Below are 21,009 nucleotides of genomic sequence, written 5' to 3' on the forward strand. Positions count from 1 at the left end.
CTGGGCTGTTGCGCACAGGGAGGCGGCCACCCGGCAGCCCGCTCTCCGGCCCTGCGACCGGTGTGACACGGGGGCGGGTGACGCCTCGACGGCCCGGCCGGCGGCCTCGCGCTACGGGCCCCGGCACACCGGCCTGCCCCGGAACGTCGGCCGCATGGCGCGGGGGCGCCCTGACGACGCGCCCGGTCGCCCTCCTGCGGGACCTGCGACACCGCCCCGCGCCGCGCCTCGACGCACCGACGCGCTCCCACCGTGCGCGGCGTCCGGTCCCTGCGGGCGCCGGCCCGATCGTCCTCGATGCGCTGTGTGCCGTGTCGTGGCTGTGTGGCGCGGTGTTGTGCGGTGTTGTGCGGTGTCGGGGTGTCGTGGTTCTGCGGGGTCGGCCTCGGCGCCGTCGGGCCGTGCGCGGTGTCTGATCGCTGCGGGTGCTGCCCGGGTCCACTCGACGCGTCGTGCGGGTGTCGTAGCACCCGCGGCGCCGGCCCGGCGTCATTGCGTCGGTGTGCGGCGGCGGGGCCCCGTGGGGGCGGACCGGCCGCCCTGGCGGCCGACCCGCGGTGTCGGAGCGCGCTGTCGGCCGGTCCGGGCCGTCTCGACGGGCGAGCCGCGCGCCCGCTTCCTACAGTCGGAACCATGACCGCCAGCGCGGAGCCCCTCGCACGGAGGGACCCCACGGCCCCGATACGCCCGCCCGCCGGCGGGCGCCTGGGCTGGGTGCCCGAGGCCTTCGGTACGCTCTTCGCCGCGCTCGGCCTGCTGTGCGCCGTACTCGCGCTCATCGAACCGCTGCGCCGCCTGCTCCGCCCGGTCGCCCACGCCGTCGACCTGCTGCTGGTGCCCATCAGCGCCAACCTCGCGTACGCCGTCTTCCTGTTCCTGCTGGCCGGCGCCACCGCCGCCCGCAAGAAGGTCGCCTGGTGGCTGGTCGTCGTCTATCTCGGCCTGCTCGTCCTCACCGACGCGTTCGGCCTCGCCCTCGGCATGTACGCCGAATCACTGCCCTCCCTGGTGCTGTGCGCCCTGCTGCTGCTCCTGCTCGTCGTGGCCCGCGGGGAGTTCTACGCCGCGTCCCGCCGCGCCGCCCTGTGGCGGGCCCTCGGCGTGCTGCTGGCCGGACTAGCCCTGGCGATCCTGCTCGGCTGGGGCCTGGTCCTGCTGTTCCCCGGCTCCCTGCCGGCGAGCCAGCACCTGGCGTGGGCCGCCGACCGGGTGTGCGGCGGACTGGTCCCGAACAGCTCCTTCGCCGGCCACCCACCCCGCAAGGTCACCTTCGTACTCGGCCTGCTCGGCGCCCTCGCCCTGCTCAACGCCGCCGCCACACTGTTCCGCTCCCAGCGCCTGGAAGCCGCCCTGCACGACGACGAGGAGGCCCGCATCCGGGCGCTGCTCAGGGCCTATGGCGACCGGGACTCCCTCGGCTACTTCGCCACCCGCCGCGACAAGGCCGTCGTCTTCTCGCCCAGCGGCAAGGCCGCCGTCACCTACCGCGTCGAGGTCGGCGTCTGCCTCGCCAGCGGCGACCCCGTCGGCGACCCCGAGGCCTGGCCGCACGCCATCGCCGCCTGGCTGGACGTGGCCCGCCGCTACGCCTGGGCGCCCGCCGTGATGGGCGCCTCCGAGGACGGCGCCCGTGCCTACGCCCGCGCCGGACTCGGCGCCCTCCAGCTCGGCGACGAGGCGATCGTGCACGTGGCCGCCCTTGATCTGAACGGCCGCGACATGCGGGTGACCCGGCAGGCCGTGCACCGGGTCCGCCGCACCGGCGCCACCTGCCGCATCCGCCGCCACGCCACCCTCTCCGAACGGGAGATGGAGGAGATCGTCGACAAGGCCGACGCCTGGCGCGACACCGAGACCGAGCGCGGCTTCTCCATGGCCCTGGACCGGCTCGGCGACCCCGCCGACGGCGACTGCCTGCTGGTGGAGGCCCTCGGTGACGACGGCCGGCTCCTCGCCCTGCTCTCCTTCGTCCCCTGGGGCCGCGACGGCATGTCCCTGGACCTCATGCGCCGTGACCGCGCCGCGCCCAACGGAGTCATGGAGTTCATGGTCGCCGAACTGTGCGCCGCCGCCCCCAAGCTGGGCGTGCGCCGGATCTCGCTGAACTTCGCCGTCTTCCGCTCCGTCTTCGAGGAGGGCGCCCGCATCGGTGCCGGACCGGTCCTGCGGCTCTGGCGCCGCCTGCTGCTGTTCTTCTCCCGCTGGTGGCAACTGGAGGCCCTGTACCGCTCCAACGCCAAGTACCACCCCGAGTGGTATCCGCGGTTCATCTGCTACGGCGAGACCGCCTCCCTCGCCCGCATCAGCCTCGCCTCCGGCATCGCCGAAGGCTTCGTCTCCGTACCGTCGTTGCGCAAACTCTGGGGAAAGGGGCACCCGAAGACGGGGCAGCGGCCCGCGACCACGTACGGGCTGCCGCCCCTGACGGCGCTCGGCCTCGGCGGAGGGGACCAGGCCGGGTCCGCCGCCCCGGACGCGGGCCTGCCCGACCAGGTCCGCGTCCGGCACCACAAGCTCGACCGGCTGCGCGCCACCGGCACCGACCCCTATCCGGTCGGCGTCCCCGCCCCCACCCATGCCCTCGCCGACGTGCCCCCCGGCGAGGACGTCACCGTGGCCGGACGGATCATGCTGGTCCGGGACTTCGGCGGCATCGTGTTCGCCGTGCTGCGGGACTGGTCCGGCGACCACCAGATCGCCCTCACCCGCAGCGCCTCCGGCACCGCCCTCGACCGTTTCACCGCCGGCACCGACATCGGCGACCACATCACCGCCATCGGCCGGGCCGGCCTCAGCGACAAGGGCGAACCCACTGTCTTCGTCACCTCCTGGCAGCTCACCGGCAAGTGCCTGCGCCCGCTGCCCGACAAGCGCCGCGGCCTCACCGACCCCGAGGCCCGGGTCCGCCGCCGCTACCTCGACCTCGCGACCAGCCCCGCCGCCCGCACCGTGATCCGGGCCCGCTCCGCCGCCGTACAGGCCCTGCGACAGGGCCTGTTGGACCGGGGCTACGTGGAGGTCGAGACCCCGATGCTCCAGCAGATCCACGGCGGCGCCAACGCGCGCCCCTTCACCACCCACATCAACGCCTACGACCTGGACCTGTACCTGCGCATCGCCCCCGAGCTGTATCTGAAGCGGCTGTGCGTCGGCGGCCTGGAGAAGGTCTTCGAACTGGGCCGCACCTTCCGCAACGAGGGCGTCTCCTACAAGCACAACCCCGAGTTCACGATGCTGGAGGCCTACCAGGCCTACGCCGACTACAACGTCATGCTCGACCTCACCCGCGAGCTGATCCAGGGCGCGGCGACCGCCGCGTTCGGCTCCCCGGTGGCCCGCAAGGACGGGCAGGAGTACGACATCTCCGGGCCATGGCCGGTCAAGACGGTCCACGGCGCGCTCTCCGAGGCGCTGGGGGAGGAGATCGGCCCCGGTTGCGAACTGCTGCGGCTGCACCGGCTGTGCGACCGGGCCGCGATTCCGTACACCGCCGACGACGGGCCAGGGGACATCGTCCTGGAGATGTACGAGCGGCTCGTCGAGGAACGCACTCAACTGCCCACCTTCTACAAGGACTTCCCGACGGACGTCTCCCCGCTGACCCGGCAGCACCGCACCGACCCGCGTCTCGCCGAGCGCTGGGACCTGGTCGCCTTCGGCATCGAACTCGGCACCGCCTACTCGGAGTTGACCGACCCCGTCGAGCAACGCCGACGGCTCACCGGGCAGTCGCTGCTGGCCGCCGGCGGCGACCCGGAGGCCATGGAGCTGGACGAGGACTTCCTGCAGGCCCTGGAGTACGCGATGCCCCCGACCGGCGGACTCGGCCTCGGCGTGGACCGGCTGGTGATGTTCCTCACCGGCCTCACGATCCGGGACACCCTGCCGTTCCCGCTGGTACGCCGCCGCTGACGCCCGGGCCCGGGACGGTCGTCCGGGCGGCGCGCCGGGGCAGGGCGAACAGCGCGGTCGCCACGGCGGTCGGACAGGGCGCGGTAGCGAGTGCGAAGCAGTCGCCGGCCCCTCCCCCCGAGGAGCGCCCGGTTCTGTTCGCTCCCGCTGAGCGCCACGCTCGTCGTGCCCCGCTCCGCGAGCCGCGCAGCGGCAGCCGCACGCCCGTGAGGTGGCAGACCACGCCCGGACGGCTGAGCAGGGGGCCCGACCGCTGCCGCACCGCAGGCCCCGGCCACCGTGGCGCAGAGACCGGGCAGCACCAGGCAGTCGACGACAACCGCGGCAGCGGACACGCTCCGGTCCCCGAGCCGGTCGGCGAACCAGGCCAGGAACCCCGGCGGCACGACCGCCGGCGCGGCAATCCCCAGCCGGCGGTTCCTCCGTACGGGCGCCATCGAGCCCAGAGCCCCGGCGCGCACCGGCGGCGCGGCGAAGCACACGCTGGACGCGGACAGCGGCCAGGTCGGCCCGGCGACGGTCAGCCCCGGTCGCGCGCGATCAGCGGCCCGCCCACCACGAAGGCCGTCGTGTCGAGGACGACCAGCCCGACCCCCTTGTCTCTCCCGGCAGTTGCTGCGAAGCGACTGCTTGCCAGAAGCGCGTGCGGCGGACCGTCACCGCCCCGCGGTCCGCCGTCCGGGTGTATTCCTGCCGCCGCACCGGTGCCGTTGCGGTGCGCCGGAGTCCGGCGGGGCGACTGATGAGTCATGCAGAATGATCAGCTCTTCACGCGGCGGCGGATGCTCCTCGGCGGCGCCGCCGCGCTGGGGGCCGCGGGTACTGCCGGAGCCTTCCTGGCGAGCGGCGCCGGGGAGAGCGCCGGGACCGCCGCCGCTCCCGTCGCCGGCCCGCAGGCCCGTCAGGCGCTCAAGTCGTCCGCCTTCCGGCTCCAGCCGCTCACCGGTGACGGACCGCCACGCGCCGCGCCGCGCAAACTGAAGACCCGTAAGGAGCCCATCCTGCGGATCTCCGGGCGCGGCCGGCACATGATGCTGACCTTCGACGACGGCCCCAACCCGGACTACACCCCGCACATCCTGGACACCCTCGCCAAGTACGACGTGCGGGCGATGTTCTTCGTGTGCGGCGAGTGCGTCGTCCAGTACAAGGAACTGGTCGCCCGGATGGCCGAGGAAGGCCATGTCGTCGGCAACCACACCTGGACGCACCCGCTGCTGACGACGCTCAGGCGCAAGGAGATCCGCTCCGAGATGGAGCGCACGAGCGACATCATCGAGGACACCTACGGCGAGCGTCCGCAGTGGTTCCGCGCGCCCTACGGCGCCTGGAACCGGGCCGCGTTCCAGCTGGGCGCCGAGATGGGCATGGAACCGATGGCCTGGACGGTCGACACCACCGACTGGGAGACCCCCGGTACCGACGTCATCATCGACCGGGTGGAGAACGGCGCCGCCCCCGGCGTCGTGGTGCTCTCCCACGACGCCGGGGGCGATCGCTCGCAGACCGTCCACGCGATCCGTGAATGGCTGCCCTATCTCCTCGACTCCGGATATCACCTCACCGTGCCGCGCAGACGCGTGTGAGCACGGCCATCGGCCGCCCGGCCGCGGTGGTTCAGTTCACCGCGACCAGGCGGGCGAAGACGACGACATTTCCGTCATAACCGCTCTGCTTGGAAAAACCGCCGCCGCAGGTGATGACCCGCAATTCCGGTGCGCCCTTCGCGCCGTACACCTGGTCACCGGGAAAACCGGCTTTCGAGACGACCTCGACTCCGTACGTCTCGAACACCGCGGTCTTTCCGTCCTTGCGCAGGACTTCGATGCGGTTTCCCTTTTTCAGGGCCCCGAGTCCGTAGAACACGGCGGGGCCCTGTTTGTTGTCGACGTGCCCGACGATGACGGCGGTGCCGTTCTCCCCGGGGGAGACCGCACCCGTGAACCAGCCCGCCAGGTTGGGGTCCTCCGGCGGCGGCGCACCGACCCAGCCGTCCGCGTCCAGGCCGACGGGCGTGACCGGGGCGTCCACCTGGATCGCGGGAATACGGACCCGGTCGACGGCGGAGAACGCGAGCGGCGCCGGACCCGCGGTGAAGGTGCCCAGGCCGGTCCGGCTGTCCGGGGCCGCCGCCGAAGCAGGCTGCGGCGGACCGACGTCGAACTCCCCCGAACCGTTCCGGATGAGGGCGAGACCGGTCAGCAGAAGAAGAGCTATCACGCCCCACGGGGCGCGCTTCCTCCGCCGCTCCTCCGCCTCTGCAAGCTGGGTCAGCTCGGACGCAGACATTCGCCATCCCCTCTCGACGCGGTCGTCGCCACGTCCCGCACGCTTGGGAAAACGCTAAATCCCGCGCGGACGCCGGGCGACGGGGCAAGTGGCGAACGGGTGGCCGACAGGCCTTGTGGTGCGCCATCCGAGTTGCCGTTCCCAGGAATTTTCTGACGGTCCGTGACCTGCAGGAATATCAGATTGTGTGCTTTTCCTTCGGCGTGTCGTCTCACCAGGACGGACGATTCTCGACATGCGGGCGTGTTCCGCGCGCTTGAGGGTCTTCCCGGGAGGTGTTTTCTCGCCGATCCACCGGGGACGGGACCCGGGGCGCCTCCCGCGGAGGATCACATGCGAAATCAACGTGCCCTGGCGGCGGCATGCACCGCGGTCGCCGTGCTCGGGCTCGCCGCCCCTGTGGCCGTCGCGGACGGCATGGGCAACGGCGGCGGCCCGTCCACCCCCGGCGTGGGAGTGAACCCAGGCGTGGGGGTGGCGCCCGGTGTGGGCGTCGCACCCGGCGTGGGGGTGGCGCCCGGCGCGGGCTTCGATCCGGACAGCGGCTTCAGCGGAAACTTCAACCTCAACGGTCACTTCAGCAACAACGGCAACCGCCGCTTCGGCGACGGCGGCCGGGATCGGGACCGGGATCGGGATCGGGACCGTGACCGGGACCGGGACCGGGACCGGGGCCGTGGCGACGAGGGCGGCCGTGACCGGGGCCACGGTGAAGACTTCGGCCGGGGCGACGACTTCGGACGTGGCGACGACTTCGGTGCCCATGGCAACGGCGGCGGGCGGGGTGACGACTTCCGAGGCCCGCGGAACATCATCGTCATGCCCGGCCTGGTCGCGGCCGGTGGCCGGCTCACCATCACCGTGGACGGCTGCCGCGGCGGCACCGCGTCCTCCCGCGCCTTCCCCACCACCGAGCTCAACCCGTTCCGCGACGACACCGCGCGCGGCACCGCCAGGATCGACAACGACGCCCGTCCCGGCCGGTACGACATCACCGTCCGCTGCGACGGCAGGACCCTGACCCGCCAGCATGCGTTCACCGTGATCGGCGGTGTCCAAGGCGGTTTCGGCGGCAGCATCACCAACGGTGCCACGCCGACCGACATGGCCATCGGCGGCGGACTCGTGGCCTCCGCGGTCATCGGCGGCGGCGCGTTCTGGCTCCGCCGGCGGCACGAGAAGCGGATCTGAGGCCCCGTCGACCGGCCCACCGACTCGTCCCCTGCGCACGGCGCACATCGGCACGGCGCACGTCGGTACGGCAATCGCCCCGGTCCCTCACCGGGAGCCGGGGCGAGGACGTCCTCGGGGACGCTTGCGCGGTCGGAGGACTAACCGGTGATGCCCGGGAACAGGTTCACGAACGGCTCCGCGGTCACCGCGATGCCCCGGCTGAAGGGGGCGTCGAAGTCCCAGATGAGGAACAGCATGAACGCGATGGTCGCGGAGAACAGCCCGGCCAGCACCAACTCGCGTTTCGTGCGCCGGATCTGCAGCGCGAACACCATGCCGATGGTGACCAGCGCCCCGGTGAGCAGCCCCCACCACACCACCGACGGCATGGTGGCCCCGGTGGAGTCGGCGCGGGCGTTGCGCGCCTGGTCGGCGGCGGTGATCTGGTCCAGCAGCGGCTGGTAGGCCTGCGCCTCGAAGTCGTTCTTCGGCTGGTAGTCGGTGACGTCCTGGCGGACCTTCTGGAGCAGTTCGGTGCCGTGGTCGGTGACCCGCTCGTCGCGGGCCATCGTGGTCCACTCGTGGTGTACGACGTAGCCGACATAGGTGTTGACATCGTCCCGGATCCGGTCACGGACCTCCGGCGGATAGACCCGGACCCGCTCCGAGATCTCGTGCAGCGCCTGGGCCTCGGACTGCACATAGTCCTGGGCCGAGCTGTGGGCCTCCCACACGCCCGCGATGGCCAGACCGAGGACGATGGCGTACACGACGCCGATCCACATCGTCATGTACTCGATGACGTCCGGCGTCTCATTGGGGTCCTCGTCCTCGGGAGCCCGCTTGTGCCGTACGACGGTGACGACGATCACCACGGCGCAGGCCGCCAGCATCGCGAGGACGAGAACAAGCCAATCCGACAACAGGTGCCTCCAGAAGTGAGCGGGCCGGCGCTTCAGCGCGGGCGCAGGGCCGCGACGGCGACGATCGCCGGAACGGTGATGAGCAGGACGTAGGTGACCGGCGGGGTGTGGCCGGGCGCGGTGTGCGCGGTGGAGTGCGGGTGGTACGCCGGATAGCTCACGCGCGTCGCCAGCGACCGCGGAGCGGGCGTCGGCCTCGGCTTGGGCGTCGGCCTCGGCTTGGGCGTCGGCGTGGGGGTGGGCGTCGGCCGTGGTGCAGGCGGAGCCGGGGCGGGCCTCGCCGGCGGCTTCGGCTTCGGACTGGGTTTCGGCACAGGGCGCGGAACCGGCGTCGGCTTCGGCGGTCGCGGCTTGGGCGACGGGGGCGGGGGCGGCGTGGGCGTGGGTGTGGGGGTCGGCGGGGGTGTGGGTGTGGGGGTCGGCGGGGTGGGCTCAGGGCAGGGCGGCGGTGCGGGCCAGTGGTGGCCGCCGGCGTAGGCCGTCGCCACCGTGCCGTCCGGGCCCGTGGAGGCGTACGCACAGGCGTCGGCCGACGCGCTGCCGACCGGGCAGCCCACCAGGGCCCAGGTCAGCGTCATCAGGGCCAACACCCGTGCGGCGGGCGCGCGTCGGGTCGCTTCGGGTCCATGCACGACGAAGATCATGGGGTGCGGAACCCGGCCGTATGCCGTAGTGCGCCGGGATTGCTTCGAAGGGAGGACATGATGCGATCAATGGTTTGAATCGGTGAAGTATGCAGTAGGGGCGATATGTACGCCTGTACGAGCCTCCCGTGGCGGCACCCCGCGCAGGGTCCGGCGGGATCCGGAAAGAAATTCCTGAAGAACTTCCCCTCCCCGTTGAACGCTCCGGCCCCTTCGGTGCGTACCCATGACCGTGCGGCGGCACGACAGAGCGCTGCAACATCCAGGCGATTATGGGGAGTTGGACATGAAGACCTCCTGGCGGACCGCCTCACTGGTGGCGACAGCCGCTTCGGTGCTGGCGCTGACGACGGCGTGCGGTCAGGACAACAGCACCACCCCGGCGTCGGCGGCCCAGAACGTCGGCGCCACGGCACCCGCGGGCAACCCGACCAACGGCGCCGGTACCGGCACGGGCACGGGAACGGGCAACGGCTATGGAGCCGACGGCAACCAGGCCTCCAGCTCCCCGACCCAGGCCGCCCCCGCGGGCAAGCTGACCGTGGCCGCCAACCCCGACCTGGGCAACGTACTGACCGACGGCTCCGGCCTCACCCTGTACCGGTTCGACAAGGACACCGCCAACCCGCCCAAGTCGAACTGCGCCGGCGACTGCGCCACCACCTGGCCGCCGGTGCCCGCCGACGACGCCACCGCCGGCGCCGGCATCGACAAGACGCTGCTGGGTGAGGTCACCCGCGCCGACGGCAGCAAGCAGCTCACCATCGGCGGCTGGCCCGCCTACCGCTACGCCAAGGACGTCAACGCCGGTGACGTCAACGGCCAGGGCGTGGGCGGCAAGTGGTTCGCGCTGGCCCCCAACGGCAAGAAGGCATCCCTGTCCTCCATGCCGGGACTGTCCGTGCGCAAGGACCCCAAGCTCGGCGACATCGTCGTGGACAAGAGCGGCAGGACGGTCTACCGCTTCCTGAAGGACAAGGCCTGGCCGAAGTCCGTCTCGAACTGCACCGGGGCCTGCCTGGAGAAGTGGCCGGCCGTCGGCATCGTCAAGCCTGAGGACACCAAGGGCGTCAAGAAGAAGGGCCTGATGGGCTTCACCCGTCCCGACGGAGTGAAGCAGATGACCGTCAACTGCTGGCCGATCTATACCTTCTCCGGCGACAAGGCCCCCGGGGACACCAACGGTCAGGGCGTGGGCGGCACCTGGTACGCCGTCTCGCCCGACGGCAAGCCGGTCGGCGCGCCGGGCAACTAGATCACCTCCCCAGGGTCGATCGCCCCGCCCGGCCCGGAGCGCCACCGCAGGTCCGCCCCCTCCGCACCGCACGGAGGGGGCGGACCGTTTGTGCGCTTCGAAGCCCCCATGTCCCGCACTCGCAAGACGGGCAAACCCCGGCACACGCGACAGCGACTTCGCAGGCAGTGACCGGGAACGGACGGTCAATTTCCGGTTTGGCTCGCTCCTTTCGCGGGCGATCAGTAGCCTCAGCTCGAACACCGGATCGCCTGTCCCTGTCGCCTACGCCTTGGAGTGATACATGGAGCGCCCCGCCTGGGCCCCCCGGAGCATCGACATCTCGGTGCCGAGCGTCTCGCGGATCTACGACTACTACCTGGGCGGTTCGCACAACTTCGAGGTGGACCGGGAAGCAGCCCGCAAGGCGATGGGGTTCATGCCGGGGCTGCCGAAGATCATGCAGGCCAACCGGGCGTTCATGCGCCGTGCCGTACGGTTCGCGGCCGGCGAGGGCATCACCCAGTACCTCGACATCGGCTCAGGCATCCCGACCTTCGGCAACGTCCACGAGGTGGCCCAGACGGCCGCACCGGGTGCCCGCGTGGTCTACGTCGACCGCGACCCCGTCGCCGTCGCACACAGCCAGGCGGTACTGGCGGGCAACGACACCGCGGACATCGCCGCCGCGGACCTGCGCAAGCCGCAGGAGATCCTGTCCAGCCCCCAGGTGGAGCGGCTGATCGACCTGAACCGGCCAGTCGCGCTCCTCCTCGTTGCCATACTGCACTTCGTGGAAGACGCGGACGACCCCTACGGTGCGGTGGCCGAACTGCGCGACGCGCTCGCGCCCGGCAGCCTGCTGATCCTCACCCATGCCTCGTACGAGGGAATCCCGGTGCCCGCCGAGCGGGCCGAGGGCGCGGTGGACGTATACAAGGACATTCGCAACCCGCTGATCATGCGCTCGCGCGACCGGATCGCGCGGTTCTTCGAGGGGTACGACATGGTGGAACCGGGACTGGTGCCGATGCCGCACTGGCGGCCGGAGTCGGCGCCGGAGGACGAGGACCCGTTCGCCTTCTCCGGGTTCGCCGGCGTGGGGCGTACGGCGTGAGGGCCGAGCCGGACGGGCCGGAGGACAGACTGCGCCGGTTCACCACGATCTGGAGCCGGGCGGTCTACCCGGTGACCTCCACATCGCTGACCCGCGCCGAGTTCGAGGAACAACTCCTTCCGCTCGCACGCCGGTTGAGTGAGCTGCTGCGCGCGCACGGCTTCGACGCCGACGCGGCCAAGGCGGTCGGCGCCGCGCTGGTCCGCGCGCACTGCACCGACCCCGAGGCGCTCGCCCGCACCCTGGACTGCGTCGACGCCTATCTGGTGCTGTACTGCGCCGAGGACGGCCCCCAGGACGAACCGCGCCTGCGCTCCTCGCGGTTGCAGCACGCGATGGCCGCCGGATACGCCGAGGCGCTGCGCGAGCGCACCCTCGCCGAGCAGGAGTCCATCGCCCAGGCCGCCCTGCAGGCCCAGGGCGTGGTCGCCCAGGCGCTGCACGCCAGCGAGGCCCGCTTCCGCGCGGTCTTCGAGGGCGCGGCCATAGGGATCGGCATCGCCGACCTCGGCGGCAACGTCCTGCAGGTCAACCAGGCGCTGATGCGCATGTTCGGGCTCTCCGAGCAGACCCTGCGCGGCCGCCGCGTCCAGGACTGGGTGCACCCCGAGGACGCGCCGCAGACCTGGAAGCTCTACGACGAACTCGTCCGCGGCGCGCGCGAGCACTACCACCTCGAAAAAGCCTTCAACCGGCCCGACGGCACGGTCCTGTGGACCAACCTGACGGTCTCCCTGCTGCGCGACGCCGACGGCACACCGCAGTACCAGCTCGCCCTCATGGAGGACACCACCGAGCGCCGGCTGCTCAACCTCCGGCTGCGCTACGAGGCGACGCACGACGCGCTCACCGGCCTGCCCAACCGCACGCTGTTCTTCGAGCGTCTGGAGAAGGTGCTGAACGCGGGCGAGGGTCAGCGCTTCGGCCTGTGCTACCTCGACCTGGACGGCTTCAAGACCGTCAACGACAGCCTGGGGCACGCGGCCGGCGACCGGTTGCTGGTGGAGGTCGCCGACCGGCTGCAGTCCTGTGCGACCGCGCCCGGCGAGATGGTCGCCCGGCTCGGCGGTGACGAGTTCGTGGCGCTGACCACCGGCCCCGGCACCGCGCGCAAGGTGGACGAACTGGCCGAGCGGATCATGAACGCCCTCGTCACGCCGGTCAGCATCGACGGCCGTGACCTGCTGGTGCGCGGCAGCCTCGGCATCGTCGAGGGCCCGGCGGGCGAGCGCACGGCGGCGGAGATCCTCCGGAGCGCCGACATCACCATGTACCGGGCCAAGTCCGCGGGCGGCAACCGCTCCGAACTCGCCGACCCGGAGGCCGACGCCCGCGCCATCACCCGCCACGGCCTGACCACGGCCCTCCCGACGGCCCTGGAACGCGGCGAGTTCTTCATCGAGTACCAGCCGCTCGTCCACCTCGGCGACGGCAGCGTGCGCGGCGCCGAGGCCCTGGTGCGCTGGCTGCACCCGCAGCACGGCGTGCTCGGCCCCGACCGTTTCATCCCGCTCGCCGAGCACACCGGTCTGATCGTGCCGCTCGGCCGCTGGGTCCTGGAGGAGTCCATCCGCCAGGCCCGCGCCTGGCGAGAACGTCATGGCGAGGACCAGGCCGCCGGGCCCCTGCGCATCAACGTCAACCTCTCGCCGTGCCAGCTCAGCCATCCGCGCCTGGTCCAGGACACCGTCGACATCCTGGAGCGCGCGGGAGTGGCCCCGGAAGCCCTGTGCCTGGAGGTCACCGAGTCCGCGCTCATCGGCGCCGACGACGATCTGCTCAAACCCCTGCACCGGCTTGCCGAGATGGGCGTCGACATCGCCCTGGACGACTTCGGCACCGGCTACTCCAACCTCGCCAACCTGCGCCGGCTGCCGGTGCGCGTCCTCAAGCTGGACCGCTCCTTCACCCGGGGCATGCAGCAGTTCCCCGCCGACCCGGTCGACCTGAAGATCGTGGAGGGCATCGTCTCCCTCGCCCACAGCCTCGACCTCGCCGTGACGGTCGAGGGCGTGGAAACCGGCGCCCAGGCCGAACAACTCCGGATACTGGGCTGCGACACGGCCCAGGGCTGGTACTACGCCCGCCCCGGCCCACCCGAGCGCCTGCACGACCTGGCTTTGGTGGACGCGACGGGCTGAGCTCTTCGAGGAGGAGTGGCGCAGTTCCCTGAGGGGCGCGGGGAACTGCGCGAGAAACCACAACGCACTCGCACTCCGGGACGGCGCTTCCCGGGCAGACGAATCCGAACACAACACCCTCACCGCTCAAGAAGCATCCGCTGAAGCTCCCGCGCCGCCCTCGGCGGAGCAACGTCACTGCGGTGAGCCAACGCGATCGTCCGATGCAACCCGGGACGGGCAAGCGGCGTCACCCTGAGCCCCGGCCCGGCCCGAGTCGCAACCATCCGCGGCACCACCGCCACCCCCAGCCCAGCCCGCACAAACCCCAGCACCGCGTCCATCTCACCGCCCTCGACGGCGAACTCCGGCTCGAACCCGGCCGAGCGACACGCTGCCACGGTCAGCTCGCGCAGGTCGTAGCCGTGCCGGAACATCACCAGCCGCTCGCCCTCCAGATCGGTGATGTTCACTGCCCGCCCAGCCCGGCCGGGTGCGGGCGCGTCCGGTGAGGACACCACGACCAGGTCCTCGCGCAGCAGCTCCACCGTGGTCAGTGCCGGCGCCGGCGTGGGCAGCGGCAGCACGACCAAGGCGAGATCGAGGGCGCCGCGCGCCAGTTCCCGCACCAGGTCGTGCGAGCCGCCCTCCTCAATCAGCAGCTGGATGCCGGGATACCGGTCGTGGAAGGCGCGCAGCACATCCGGCAGCAGGCCCGTGCACAGGCTCGGCGTCGCCCCCAGCCGTACCCGGCCCCGCCGCAGCTGCACCAGCTCCTGCACCTCGTACCGCGCCGTGTCCGCGTCGGCCAGGATCCGCCGGGCCAGCGGCAGCAGCGCCTCGCCGGCGTCCGTCAGCGTGATGTTGCCCCGCGCGCGCAGGAACAGATCCGCGCCCAACTCCCGCTCCAGCGCCTTGATCTGCTGCGACAACGACGGCTGGGCGACATGCACCAGCTCGGCGGCGCGCGTGAAGTGCCGGGTCTCTGCGACGGCCACGAAGTACTGGAGCTGCTGGAGCTGCATACAGCAATGATAGCCGCAGCCTATGGAAACGAGCTGGACCATGTCTTGGACCGATCGGCTCCCGCGCCCCTAGCGTGCTGTTCCATGGCTCTGGCAACGCGGACGGACCGACGGCCGTCCATGGCGCGCACGATGTGGGACTCCTCCGTCGGCAAGAAGACCGTGATGGCCGTCAGCGGCCTGATCATGCTGCTGTACCTGGTCGCGCACATGATCGGGAACCTGAAGATCTACTTCGGGGCGGGCGAGTTCAACCACTACGCCCACTGGCTGCGCACCATCGGCGAACCCTTCATGCACTACGCGTGGACGCTCTGGCTCATCCGGATCGTCCTCGTCATCGCCGTGGCCGCCCACGCCACGTCCGCGTACCAGCTCAGCCGCCGCGACATCAAGGCGCGGCCCAGCAAGTACGTGCACTCGAGGCCCCGGGCGAGCTACGCCACCCGCACCATGCGCTGGGGCGGCATCATCCTCGGCCTGTTCATCGTCTGGCACATCCTGGACCTGACCACCGGCACCGTGCACCCCGGCGGCTTCCAGGAGGGCCACCCGTACCAGAACGTGGTCGACACCTTCTCCACCTGGTACGGCAACGTCGTCTACATCGTCGCGATGCTCGCGCTCGGCCTGCACATCCGGCACGGCTTCTGGAGCGCCGCGCAGACCCTCGGCGTCGGCAGCCGCGCCCGCGACCGCGCCCTGAAGGCCGTCGCCGACATCCTCGCGCTGCTGCTCACGGCCGGTTTCATCGCCGTACCCGTGGGCGTCATGACCGGAGTGGTGAGCTGACATGACCGACTACGTGAACTACCCGACCGGTGACCCGGTCACCGACACCAAGGCGCCGTCCGGACCGATCCACGAGCGCTGGGACAAGCGCCGTTTCGAGGCCAGGCTGGTCAACCCCGCCAACCGGCGCAAGCACACGGTCATCGTGGTCGGCACCGGCCTGGCCGGCGGTTCCGCGGGGGCCACCCTCGCCGAACAGGGCTACCACGTCGTCCAGTTCTGCTACCAGGACTCCCCGCGCCGCGCCCACTCCATCGCCGCGCAGGGAGGCATCAACGCGGCGAAGAACTACCGCAACGACGGCGACTCGATCCACCGGCTGTTCTACGACACCGTCAAGGGCGGCGACTTCCGCGCCCGCGAGTCCAACGTGCACCGCCTCGCGCAGATCTCGGTCGAGATCATCGACCAGTGCGTGGCCCAGGGCGTGCCCTTCGCCCGCGAGTACGGCGGCCTGCTCGACACCCGCTCCTTCGGCGGTGTCCAGGTCTCCCGCACCTTCTACGCCCGCGGCCAGACGGGCCAGCAGCTGCTGCTCGGCGCCTACCAGGCGCTGTCGAGGCAGATCGCCGCCGGGAACGTGGAGATGCACCCGCGCACCGAGATGCTGGACCTGATCGTCGTCGACGGGCGGGCCCGCGGCATCGTGGCCCGCGATCTGATCACGGGTCGCATCGACACCTACTTCGCCGACGCGGTGGTGCTGGCATCCGGCGGTTACGGAAACGTCTTCTACCTGTCGACCAACGCCATGAACTCCAACGCGACCGCCATCTGGCGGGCGCACCGGCGCGGCGCGTACTTCGCCAACCCCTGCTTCACCCAGATCCACCCCACCTGCATCCCGCGCACCGGCGACCACCAGTCCAAGCTGACCCTGATGAGCGAGTCGCTGCGCAACGACGGCCGGATCTGGGTGCCCAGGGCCAAGGGCGACACCCGCCCGCCCCACCAGATCCCCGAGGACGAGCGCGACTACTACCTGGAGCGCATCTACCCCTCCTTCGGCAACCTCGTCCCGCGGGACATCGCCTCCCGCGCCGCCAAGAACGTCTGCGACGAGGGCAGGGGAGTGGGCCCCGGCGGGCAGGGCGTCTACCTCGACTTCGCCGACGCGATCAGGCGCATGGGCCGCACGGCGGTCGAGGCCAGGTACGGCAACCTCTTCGACATGTACCAGCGGATCACCGACGAGGATCCGTACGAGGTGCCGATGCGGATCTACCCGGCCGTGCACTACACGATGGGCGGCCTGTGGGTCGACTACGACCTGCAGACCACCGTCCCGGGCCTGTTCGCGATCGGCGAGGCCAACTTCTCCGACCACGGCGCCAACCGGCTCGGCGCGTCCGCGCTGATGCAGGGCCTGGCCGACGGCTACTTCGTGCTCCCGGCCACCATCAACGACTACCTGGCCCGCAACCCGCACCAGGAGGCCGTCACCGCCGAACACCCCGCCGTGCAGGAGGTGCTGGGCGAGACCGAGGAACGGCTCAACCTGCTCCTGTCCGTCGACGGCGACCGCACCCCCGACTCCTTCCACCGCGAAGTCGGCGAACTCATGTGGGAGTTCTGCGGCATGGCCCGCACCGACGCCGGGCTGCGCAAGGCCCTGGAGCGCATCCCGCAGATCCGCGAGGAGTTCTGGCGGCGGATCAAGGTGCCCGGCACCGGCGAGGAGTTCAACCAGTCGCTGGAGAAGGCCAACCGGATCGTCGACTACCTGGAGCTTGCCGAGCTGATGTGCCTCGACGCGCTGCACCGCGAAGAGTCCTGCGGCGGCCACTTCCGCGAGGAGTCCCAGACCCCGGACGGCGAGGCCGCCCGCAAGGACGACGAGTTCGGCTACGCGGCGGCCTGGGAGTTCACCGGCACCGGTGAGGCACCCGTCCTGCACAGGGAAGACCTGGTCTTCGAGTACGTCCACCCCACCCAGCGGAGCTACGCATGAAGCTCACCCTGCGCGTCTGGCGGCAGAAGAACGCCGACGCCGAAGGAACGATGTCCACATACGAGGTGGACGGCATCTCGTCCGACATGTCCTTCCTGGAGATGCTGGACGTCCTCAACGAACAGCTCATCCTCTCCGGCGAGGAACCGGTCGCCTTCGACCACGACTGCCGCGAGGGCATCTGCGGCGCCTGCTCGCTCGTCATCAACGGCGAGGCGCACGGACCGGAACGGACCACCACCTGCCAGCTGCACATGCGGTCCTTCAAGGACGGCGACACGATCGACATCGAGCCGTGGCGGGCGGCGGCCTTCCCCGTGATCAAGGACCTGGTCGTCGACCGGTCCGCGTTCGACCGGATCATCCAGGCCGGCGGTTACATCACCGCGCCGACCGGATCCGCGCCGGAGGCGCACGCCACACCGGTGCCGAAGGCCGACGCCGACTTCGCCTTCGAGCACGCGGAGTGCATCGGATGCGGGGCGTGCGTGGCCGCGTGTCCCAACGGCGCGGCGATGCTGTTCACCTCCGCCAAGGTCAACCACCTCAACGTACTGCCGCAGGGGGCGCCCGAGCGGGAGACGCGGGTGCTGGACATGGTGGCGCAGATGGACGAGGAGGGGTTCGGCGGCTGCACGCTGACCGGTGAGTGCGCGACGGCCTGTCCCAAGGGGATTCCGCTGGTGTCGATCACCAGCATGAACAGGGAGTGGCTGCGGGCCACGCGCAAGGTGGGCAGGAGGTAGCGCCCGAACCGCGGCCGGGCGGCCGAAGAGAGCGTGGGCTCTCCGGCCCCCGGCGTCCCGGTGTCGCTCTGTGGCCAGGGCGTCACTGACAGCGGTAAGTGACTCCGGGGCTCTGGATCTTGACGTCGCCCGGCCCGTCGGTCTCCGAGTGGACCCGGTACTGAGGGCGGGTCCGCCCACGCCGTTCAACAAGCCCACACCCGCTCTCCGGGCGCCGGTCACGCGCAGGCCAACCGGCGTCGGAAGAACAGGAGGGGCAGACCGGCCGACGGACTGCCCCTCCCTGCCGACCCGGCCCGTGACCTTGGAGAGAGCCATGACCGGCGTCACCACGCTCGACCGTCCTCCGCAGCCCGCGGCACCCACCCGCTACACCGTCACCCTCGCCCGCGACGAGGCCGACGTGCGTGCCGCGCAGCGGCTGCGGCACGATGTCTTCGCCGGGGAGATGGGTGCCCTGCTCGCCACCCCGCAGCCGGGGTACGACATCGACGCCTTCGACGCGTACTGCGACCACCTGCTGGTGCGCGACACCGTGACCGGGCAGGTCGTCGGCACCTACCGGCTGCTGCCGCCGGAGCGGGCCGCGGTCGCCGGGCGGCTGTACTCCGAGGGCGAGTTCGAGCTGACTCCGCTCGCCGCGATCCGGCCCGGCCTGGTCGAGGTCGGCCGCTCCTGTGTGCACCCCGACCACCGCGACGGCGCCGTCATCAGTCTGATCTGGGCCGGGATAGCCCGGTACATGATCGACCGCGGGCACGAGTGGCTGGCGGGCTGCTGCTCGGTGCCGCTCGCCGACGGCGGCGCCTTCGCGACGGCCACCTGGGAGCGGGTGCGCGCCAAGCATCTGGCACCCGAGGAGTTCCGCGTACGGCCGCTGGCGCCGTGGACCCCGGACGCCGAGCCCCCGGCCGGGCACAGCGAGCTGCCCGCCCTCCTGCGCGGCTACCTGCGACTCGGTGCCTGGGTGTGCGGCGAGCCCGCGCACGACCCCGACTTCGGGGTCGCCGACCTGTATGTGCTGCTGTCGATGCGCCGGGTGAACCCGCGCTATCTGCGGCACTTCCTCTCCCTCGTGCCTGCCTGATGAGCGTCTGGCTGCCCAGCGCGCCCTGCACCCCGGGCGCCTGTGTGGAGCCCGCCCCGGCCGCCGCGGCCGTACCCCGGGCCGTGCTGCGGCTGGCCGCGGTCGGGGTCCTGCTGCTGGCCGGGATCGCGCTGTCCCCACTCGGCGGGAGGATCCCCGCCGAGTGGGTCGGGCGGTGGTGCCGGGCGATCGTGCGGGCCGTCGGGGTCCGGGTCCGCCTCACCGGTGCCGCGGCACCGGCCGGCGGGCTGCTGCTGGTCGCCAACCATGTCTCGTGGCTGGACATCCCGCTGCTGACCGCCGTACGGCCGGCCCGGATGCTGGCCAAGACCGAGATCCGGCAGTGGCCGGTGGCGGGTGCGCTGGCCGCGCGCGGCGGGGCCCTGTTCATCGAGCGGGACCGGCTGCGCGCCCTGCCCGGGACGGTGGCCCGGATCGCCGGGGCGCTGCGCGAGGGGGCGGCTGTGGCGGCGTTCCCCGAGGGCAGCACCTGGTGCGGGCGGGCCCATGGCCGCTTCCACCGGGCGGTCTTCCAGGCCGCGCTGGACGCGGGCGCGCCCGTACAGCCGGTGCGGCTCCGCTACACCCGGGACGGCGGTACGGCCAGCACGGCGGCGGCGTTCGTCGGCGAGGACACCCTGTTGGCCTCCCTGTGGCGGGTGGCCCGTACACGCGGCCTGATCGCGGAGGTGGAGATACGCCCGGTGATACCGCCGGGCACCCATTCCGACCGCCGGTCCCTCGCCCGCGCGGCCCAGCCGGTCGCTCCGGAGCCCTCCTGGACCCACGAGGCCCTGGTCTCCGCCTGACCAATCGACGAAAAAGCTTACATATGGGGCGAATGGGAAGACGGACAGTGCACATCACTACTCCCTGAGGAGCGTGTGGCCATGTCCACGGGAACGCTTCTGGCGATCATCATTCCGATCGTGGTGGTGGTCGCTCTGGCCGCTGTGGCGGTCTCACTGCTGATGCGCCGCCGTCACCTCCGTCAGCGCTTCGGCCCGGAGTACGAACGGACGGTCGAGGGGTCCGACAGCCGGCTCTCCGCCGAGCGTGAGCTCAGGGCCCGCGAGCGGCGACACGACTCGCTGGAGATCAAACCGCTGCCCACCGTCTCAAGGGACCGCTATACGCGGGAGTGGAGCAGTGTCCAGGAGGAGTTCGTCGACCGGCCGGAAGACGCGGTGCACGACGCCGACCGGCTGGTGACCTCCCTGATGCACGAGCGCGGATACCCGACCGAGGGGTTCGAGCAGCAGATGAAGGACCTCTCGGTGGAGCACGGCGCCACGCTGGAGCACTACCGGGCCGCGCACGAGGTGGAGACCCTCACCACCCGCAAGCAGGCGACGACCGAGCAGCTGCGGGGTGCCATGGTGCACTACCGCGCCCTGTTCGACGAGTTGCTCTCCGACGGCGGCGGCCGGGCGCACCCCGCCCGGTCCTGACCGCGACCACGACCCCGCATGGAGGAACGCCATGCACAGAAACGAGGACGAGGACCGCACCACCGGCGGTCTGTCCACCGAGGACCTCGCCCAGCCGTCCGCCACCGGCGCGGAGGCAGAGCCGGCATCCTCCGAAGCCCCTGTCTATCCCGGTGAGAGCACCGCGACGGAGGGCGCGGGCGGCGAGTCCGCCACGGGTGGAGCCGACGCCGAGGTCGCGGCCCCCGAGGCCCCGGCCGCCGAGGGTGCCCAGGACGCCTCGGACGACGAGGTGCCGCAGCTGCTGACGGACGACGAGGAGCGCGGGTTCCGCGACCGATGGCAGCAGATCCAGAACAAGTTCGTGGACGACCCCCGCGAGGCCGTACACGACGCCGACACACTGGTGGCGGACGTCATGCAGGCTCTGGCGTCCACCTTCGCCCAGCACAAGAAGGACCTGGAGGCCCAGTGGAGCCAGGGCGAGCGGGTCGACACCGAGGAACTCCGCGGGGCGCTGCGCCGCTACCGCTCGTTCTTCAACCGGTTGCTCAGCACCTGAGCGT

Annotated in this window: 16 protein-coding genes and 1 pseudogene; 13 read left to right on the forward strand and 4 right to left on the reverse strand. The window is 71.6% G+C overall.

Annotation, left to right across the window (positions count from 1 at the left end):
- Positions 1 to 633: 633 nt before the first annotated feature.
- Entirely contained in the window at positions 634 to 3,912 is a 3,279-nt protein-coding gene (gene lysX / locus ABZ624_RS23390; RefSeq protein ID WP_360092109.1) for a bifunctional lysylphosphatidylglycerol synthetase/lysine--tRNA ligase LysX, read from the forward strand.
- Between the two features lie 749 nt (positions 3,913 to 4,661).
- The gene (locus ABZ624_RS23395; protein WP_360092112.1) at positions 4,662 to 5,498 is read left to right on the forward strand and encodes a polysaccharide deacetylase family protein; all 837 of its coding nucleotides are present in this window, start codon (positions 4,662 to 4,664) and stop codon (positions 5,496 to 5,498) included.
- A gap of 31 nt (positions 5,499 to 5,529) precedes the next feature.
- Here ABZ624_RS23395 and ABZ624_RS23400 read toward each other — a convergent pair whose 3' ends face one another.
- Positions 5,530 to 6,201, reverse strand: coding sequence for a class F sortase (locus tag ABZ624_RS23400; RefSeq protein WP_360092115.1), 672 nt, complete (start codon positions 6,199 to 6,201; stop codon positions 5,530 to 5,532).
- Between the two features lie 801 nt (positions 6,202 to 7,002).
- Between ABZ624_RS23400 and ABZ624_RS23405 the strand changes: the two are divergent.
- A pseudogene (locus tag ABZ624_RS23405) lies at positions 7,003 to 7,392 on the forward strand (hypothetical protein); the annotation flags it as partial.
- 140 nt (positions 7,393 to 7,532) lie between these two features.
- Here the strand turns inward: ABZ624_RS23405 and ABZ624_RS23410 are convergent.
- Positions 7,533 to 8,297, reverse strand: coding sequence for a DUF4239 domain-containing protein (locus ABZ624_RS23410; RefSeq protein ID WP_360092118.1), 765 nt, complete (start codon positions 8,295 to 8,297; stop codon positions 7,533 to 7,535).
- A gap of 32 nt (positions 8,298 to 8,329) precedes the next feature.
- Entirely contained in the window at positions 8,330 to 8,458 is a 129-nt protein-coding gene (locus ABZ624_RS23415; protein WP_360092121.1) for a hypothetical protein, read from the reverse strand.
- A gap of 769 nt (positions 8,459 to 9,227) precedes the next feature.
- On the opposite strand from ABZ624_RS23415, the gene ABZ624_RS23420 reads away from it, so the two are divergent.
- From ABZ624_RS23420 to ABZ624_RS23430, 3 genes are all read left to right on the forward strand, one after another.
- Entirely contained in the window at positions 9,228 to 10,196 is a 969-nt protein-coding gene (locus ABZ624_RS23420) for an SCO0930 family lipoprotein (RefSeq protein WP_360092124.1), read from the forward strand.
- 283 nt (positions 10,197 to 10,479) lie between these two features.
- On the forward strand, positions 10,480 to 11,292 hold the full coding sequence (locus ABZ624_RS23425; RefSeq protein WP_360092127.1) for an SAM-dependent methyltransferase: 813 nt from the start codon (positions 10,480 to 10,482) through the stop codon (positions 11,290 to 11,292).
- Entirely contained in the window at positions 11,289 to 13,433 is a 2,145-nt protein-coding gene (locus ABZ624_RS23430; protein ID WP_360092130.1) for an EAL domain-containing protein, read from the forward strand. Before ABZ624_RS23425 ends, ABZ624_RS23430 begins: the two co-directional genes overlap by 4 nt.
- A 119-nt stretch (positions 13,434 to 13,552) precedes the next feature.
- Here ABZ624_RS23430 and ABZ624_RS23435 read toward each other — a convergent pair whose 3' ends face one another.
- Positions 13,553 to 14,437: a LysR substrate-binding domain-containing protein gene (locus ABZ624_RS23435; protein WP_360092133.1), complete on the reverse strand. Its 885-nt coding sequence runs from the start codon at positions 14,435 to 14,437 to the stop codon at positions 13,553 to 13,555.
- A 120-nt stretch (positions 14,438 to 14,557) separates the two neighbouring features.
- Between ABZ624_RS23435 and ABZ624_RS23440 the strand changes: the two genes are divergently transcribed.
- The 7 genes from ABZ624_RS23440 (at position 14,558) to ABZ624_RS23470 (ending at position 21,005) form a co-directional block, all read left to right on the forward strand.
- Positions 14,558 to 15,229, forward strand: a complete 672-nt coding sequence (locus ABZ624_RS23440) for a succinate dehydrogenase (RefSeq protein ID WP_360092434.1) — start codon at positions 14,558 to 14,560, stop codon at positions 15,227 to 15,229.
- 1 nt (position 15,230) lies between these two features.
- Positions 15,231 to 17,180, forward strand: coding sequence for a fumarate reductase/succinate dehydrogenase flavoprotein subunit (locus ABZ624_RS23445; RefSeq protein WP_360092136.1), 1,950 nt, complete (start codon positions 15,231 to 15,233; stop codon positions 17,178 to 17,180).
- The gene (locus ABZ624_RS23450) at positions 17,177 to 17,926 is read left to right on the forward strand and encodes a succinate dehydrogenase/fumarate reductase iron-sulfur subunit (protein WP_360092139.1); all 750 of its coding nucleotides are present in this window, start codon (positions 17,177 to 17,179) and stop codon (positions 17,924 to 17,926) included. The genes ABZ624_RS23445 and ABZ624_RS23450 overlap by 4 nt, the downstream gene beginning before the upstream one ends.
- Positions 17,927 to 18,242: 316 nt before the next feature.
- A complete protein-coding gene (locus ABZ624_RS23455; RefSeq protein ID WP_360092142.1) occupies positions 18,243 to 19,013 on the forward strand; it encodes a GNAT family N-acyltransferase in 771 nt (256 codons plus the stop codon).
- Positions 19,013 to 19,822, forward strand: a complete 810-nt coding sequence (locus tag ABZ624_RS23460; protein WP_360092145.1) for a lysophospholipid acyltransferase family protein — start codon at positions 19,013 to 19,015, stop codon at positions 19,820 to 19,822. Before ABZ624_RS23455 ends, ABZ624_RS23460 begins: the two co-directional genes overlap by 1 nt.
- Positions 19,823 to 19,903: 81 nt before the next feature.
- Complete coding sequence (locus tag ABZ624_RS23465) at positions 19,904 to 20,464, forward strand: hypothetical protein (RefSeq protein WP_360092148.1); 561 nt, start codon at positions 19,904 to 19,906, stop codon at positions 20,462 to 20,464.
- Positions 20,465 to 20,495: 31 nt separating this feature from the next.
- On the forward strand, positions 20,496 to 21,005 hold the full coding sequence (locus tag ABZ624_RS23470) for a hypothetical protein (protein WP_360092151.1): 510 nt from the start codon (positions 20,496 to 20,498) through the stop codon (positions 21,003 to 21,005).
- Positions 21,006 to 21,009 lie beyond the last annotated feature (4 nt).

Origin of the sequence: Streptomyces sp. NPDC007205, from assembly GCF_040634095.1 — a bacterium.
Classification (GTDB): domain Bacteria; phylum Actinomycetota; class Actinomycetes; order Streptomycetales; family Streptomycetaceae; genus Streptomyces.

Bases quoted from the DNA above. Each gene is read 5' to 3' on its own strand.
- lysX (WP_360092109.1), top strand. From the start codon at position 634: ATGACCGCCAGCGCGGAGCCCCTCGCACGGAGGGACCCCACGGCCCCG.
- ABZ624_RS23395 (WP_360092112.1), top strand. From the start codon at position 4,662: ATGCAGAATGATCAGCTCTTCACGCGGCGGCGGATGCTCCTCGGCGGC.
- ABZ624_RS23400 (WP_360092115.1), bottom strand. From the start codon at position 6,201: ATGTCTGCGTCCGAGCTGACCCAGCTTGCAGAGGCGGAGGAGCGGCGG.
- ABZ624_RS23420 (WP_360092124.1), top strand. From the start codon at position 9,228: ATGAAGACCTCCTGGCGGACCGCCTCACTGGTGGCGACAGCCGCTTCG.
- ABZ624_RS23425 (WP_360092127.1), top strand. From the start codon at position 10,480: ATGGAGCGCCCCGCCTGGGCCCCCCGGAGCATCGACATCTCGGTGCCG.
- ABZ624_RS23435 (WP_360092133.1), bottom strand. From the start codon at position 14,437: ATGCAGCTCCAGCAGCTCCAGTACTTCGTGGCCGTCGCAGAGACCCGG.
- ABZ624_RS23440 (WP_360092434.1), top strand. From the start codon at position 14,558: ATGGCGCGCACGATGTGGGACTCCTCCGTCGGCAAGAAGACCGTGATG.
- ABZ624_RS23445 (WP_360092136.1), top strand. From the start codon at position 15,231: ATGACCGACTACGTGAACTACCCGACCGGTGACCCGGTCACCGACACC.
- ABZ624_RS23450 (WP_360092139.1), top strand. From the start codon at position 17,177: ATGAAGCTCACCCTGCGCGTCTGGCGGCAGAAGAACGCCGACGCCGAA.
- ABZ624_RS23455 (WP_360092142.1), top strand. From the start codon at position 18,243: ATGACCGGCGTCACCACGCTCGACCGTCCTCCGCAGCCCGCGGCACCC.
- ABZ624_RS23460 (WP_360092145.1), top strand. From the start codon at position 19,013: ATGAGCGTCTGGCTGCCCAGCGCGCCCTGCACCCCGGGCGCCTGTGTG.
- ABZ624_RS23465 (WP_360092148.1), top strand. From the start codon at position 19,904: ATGTCCACGGGAACGCTTCTGGCGATCATCATTCCGATCGTGGTGGTG.
- ABZ624_RS23470 (WP_360092151.1), top strand. From the start codon at position 20,496: ATGCACAGAAACGAGGACGAGGACCGCACCACCGGCGGTCTGTCCACC.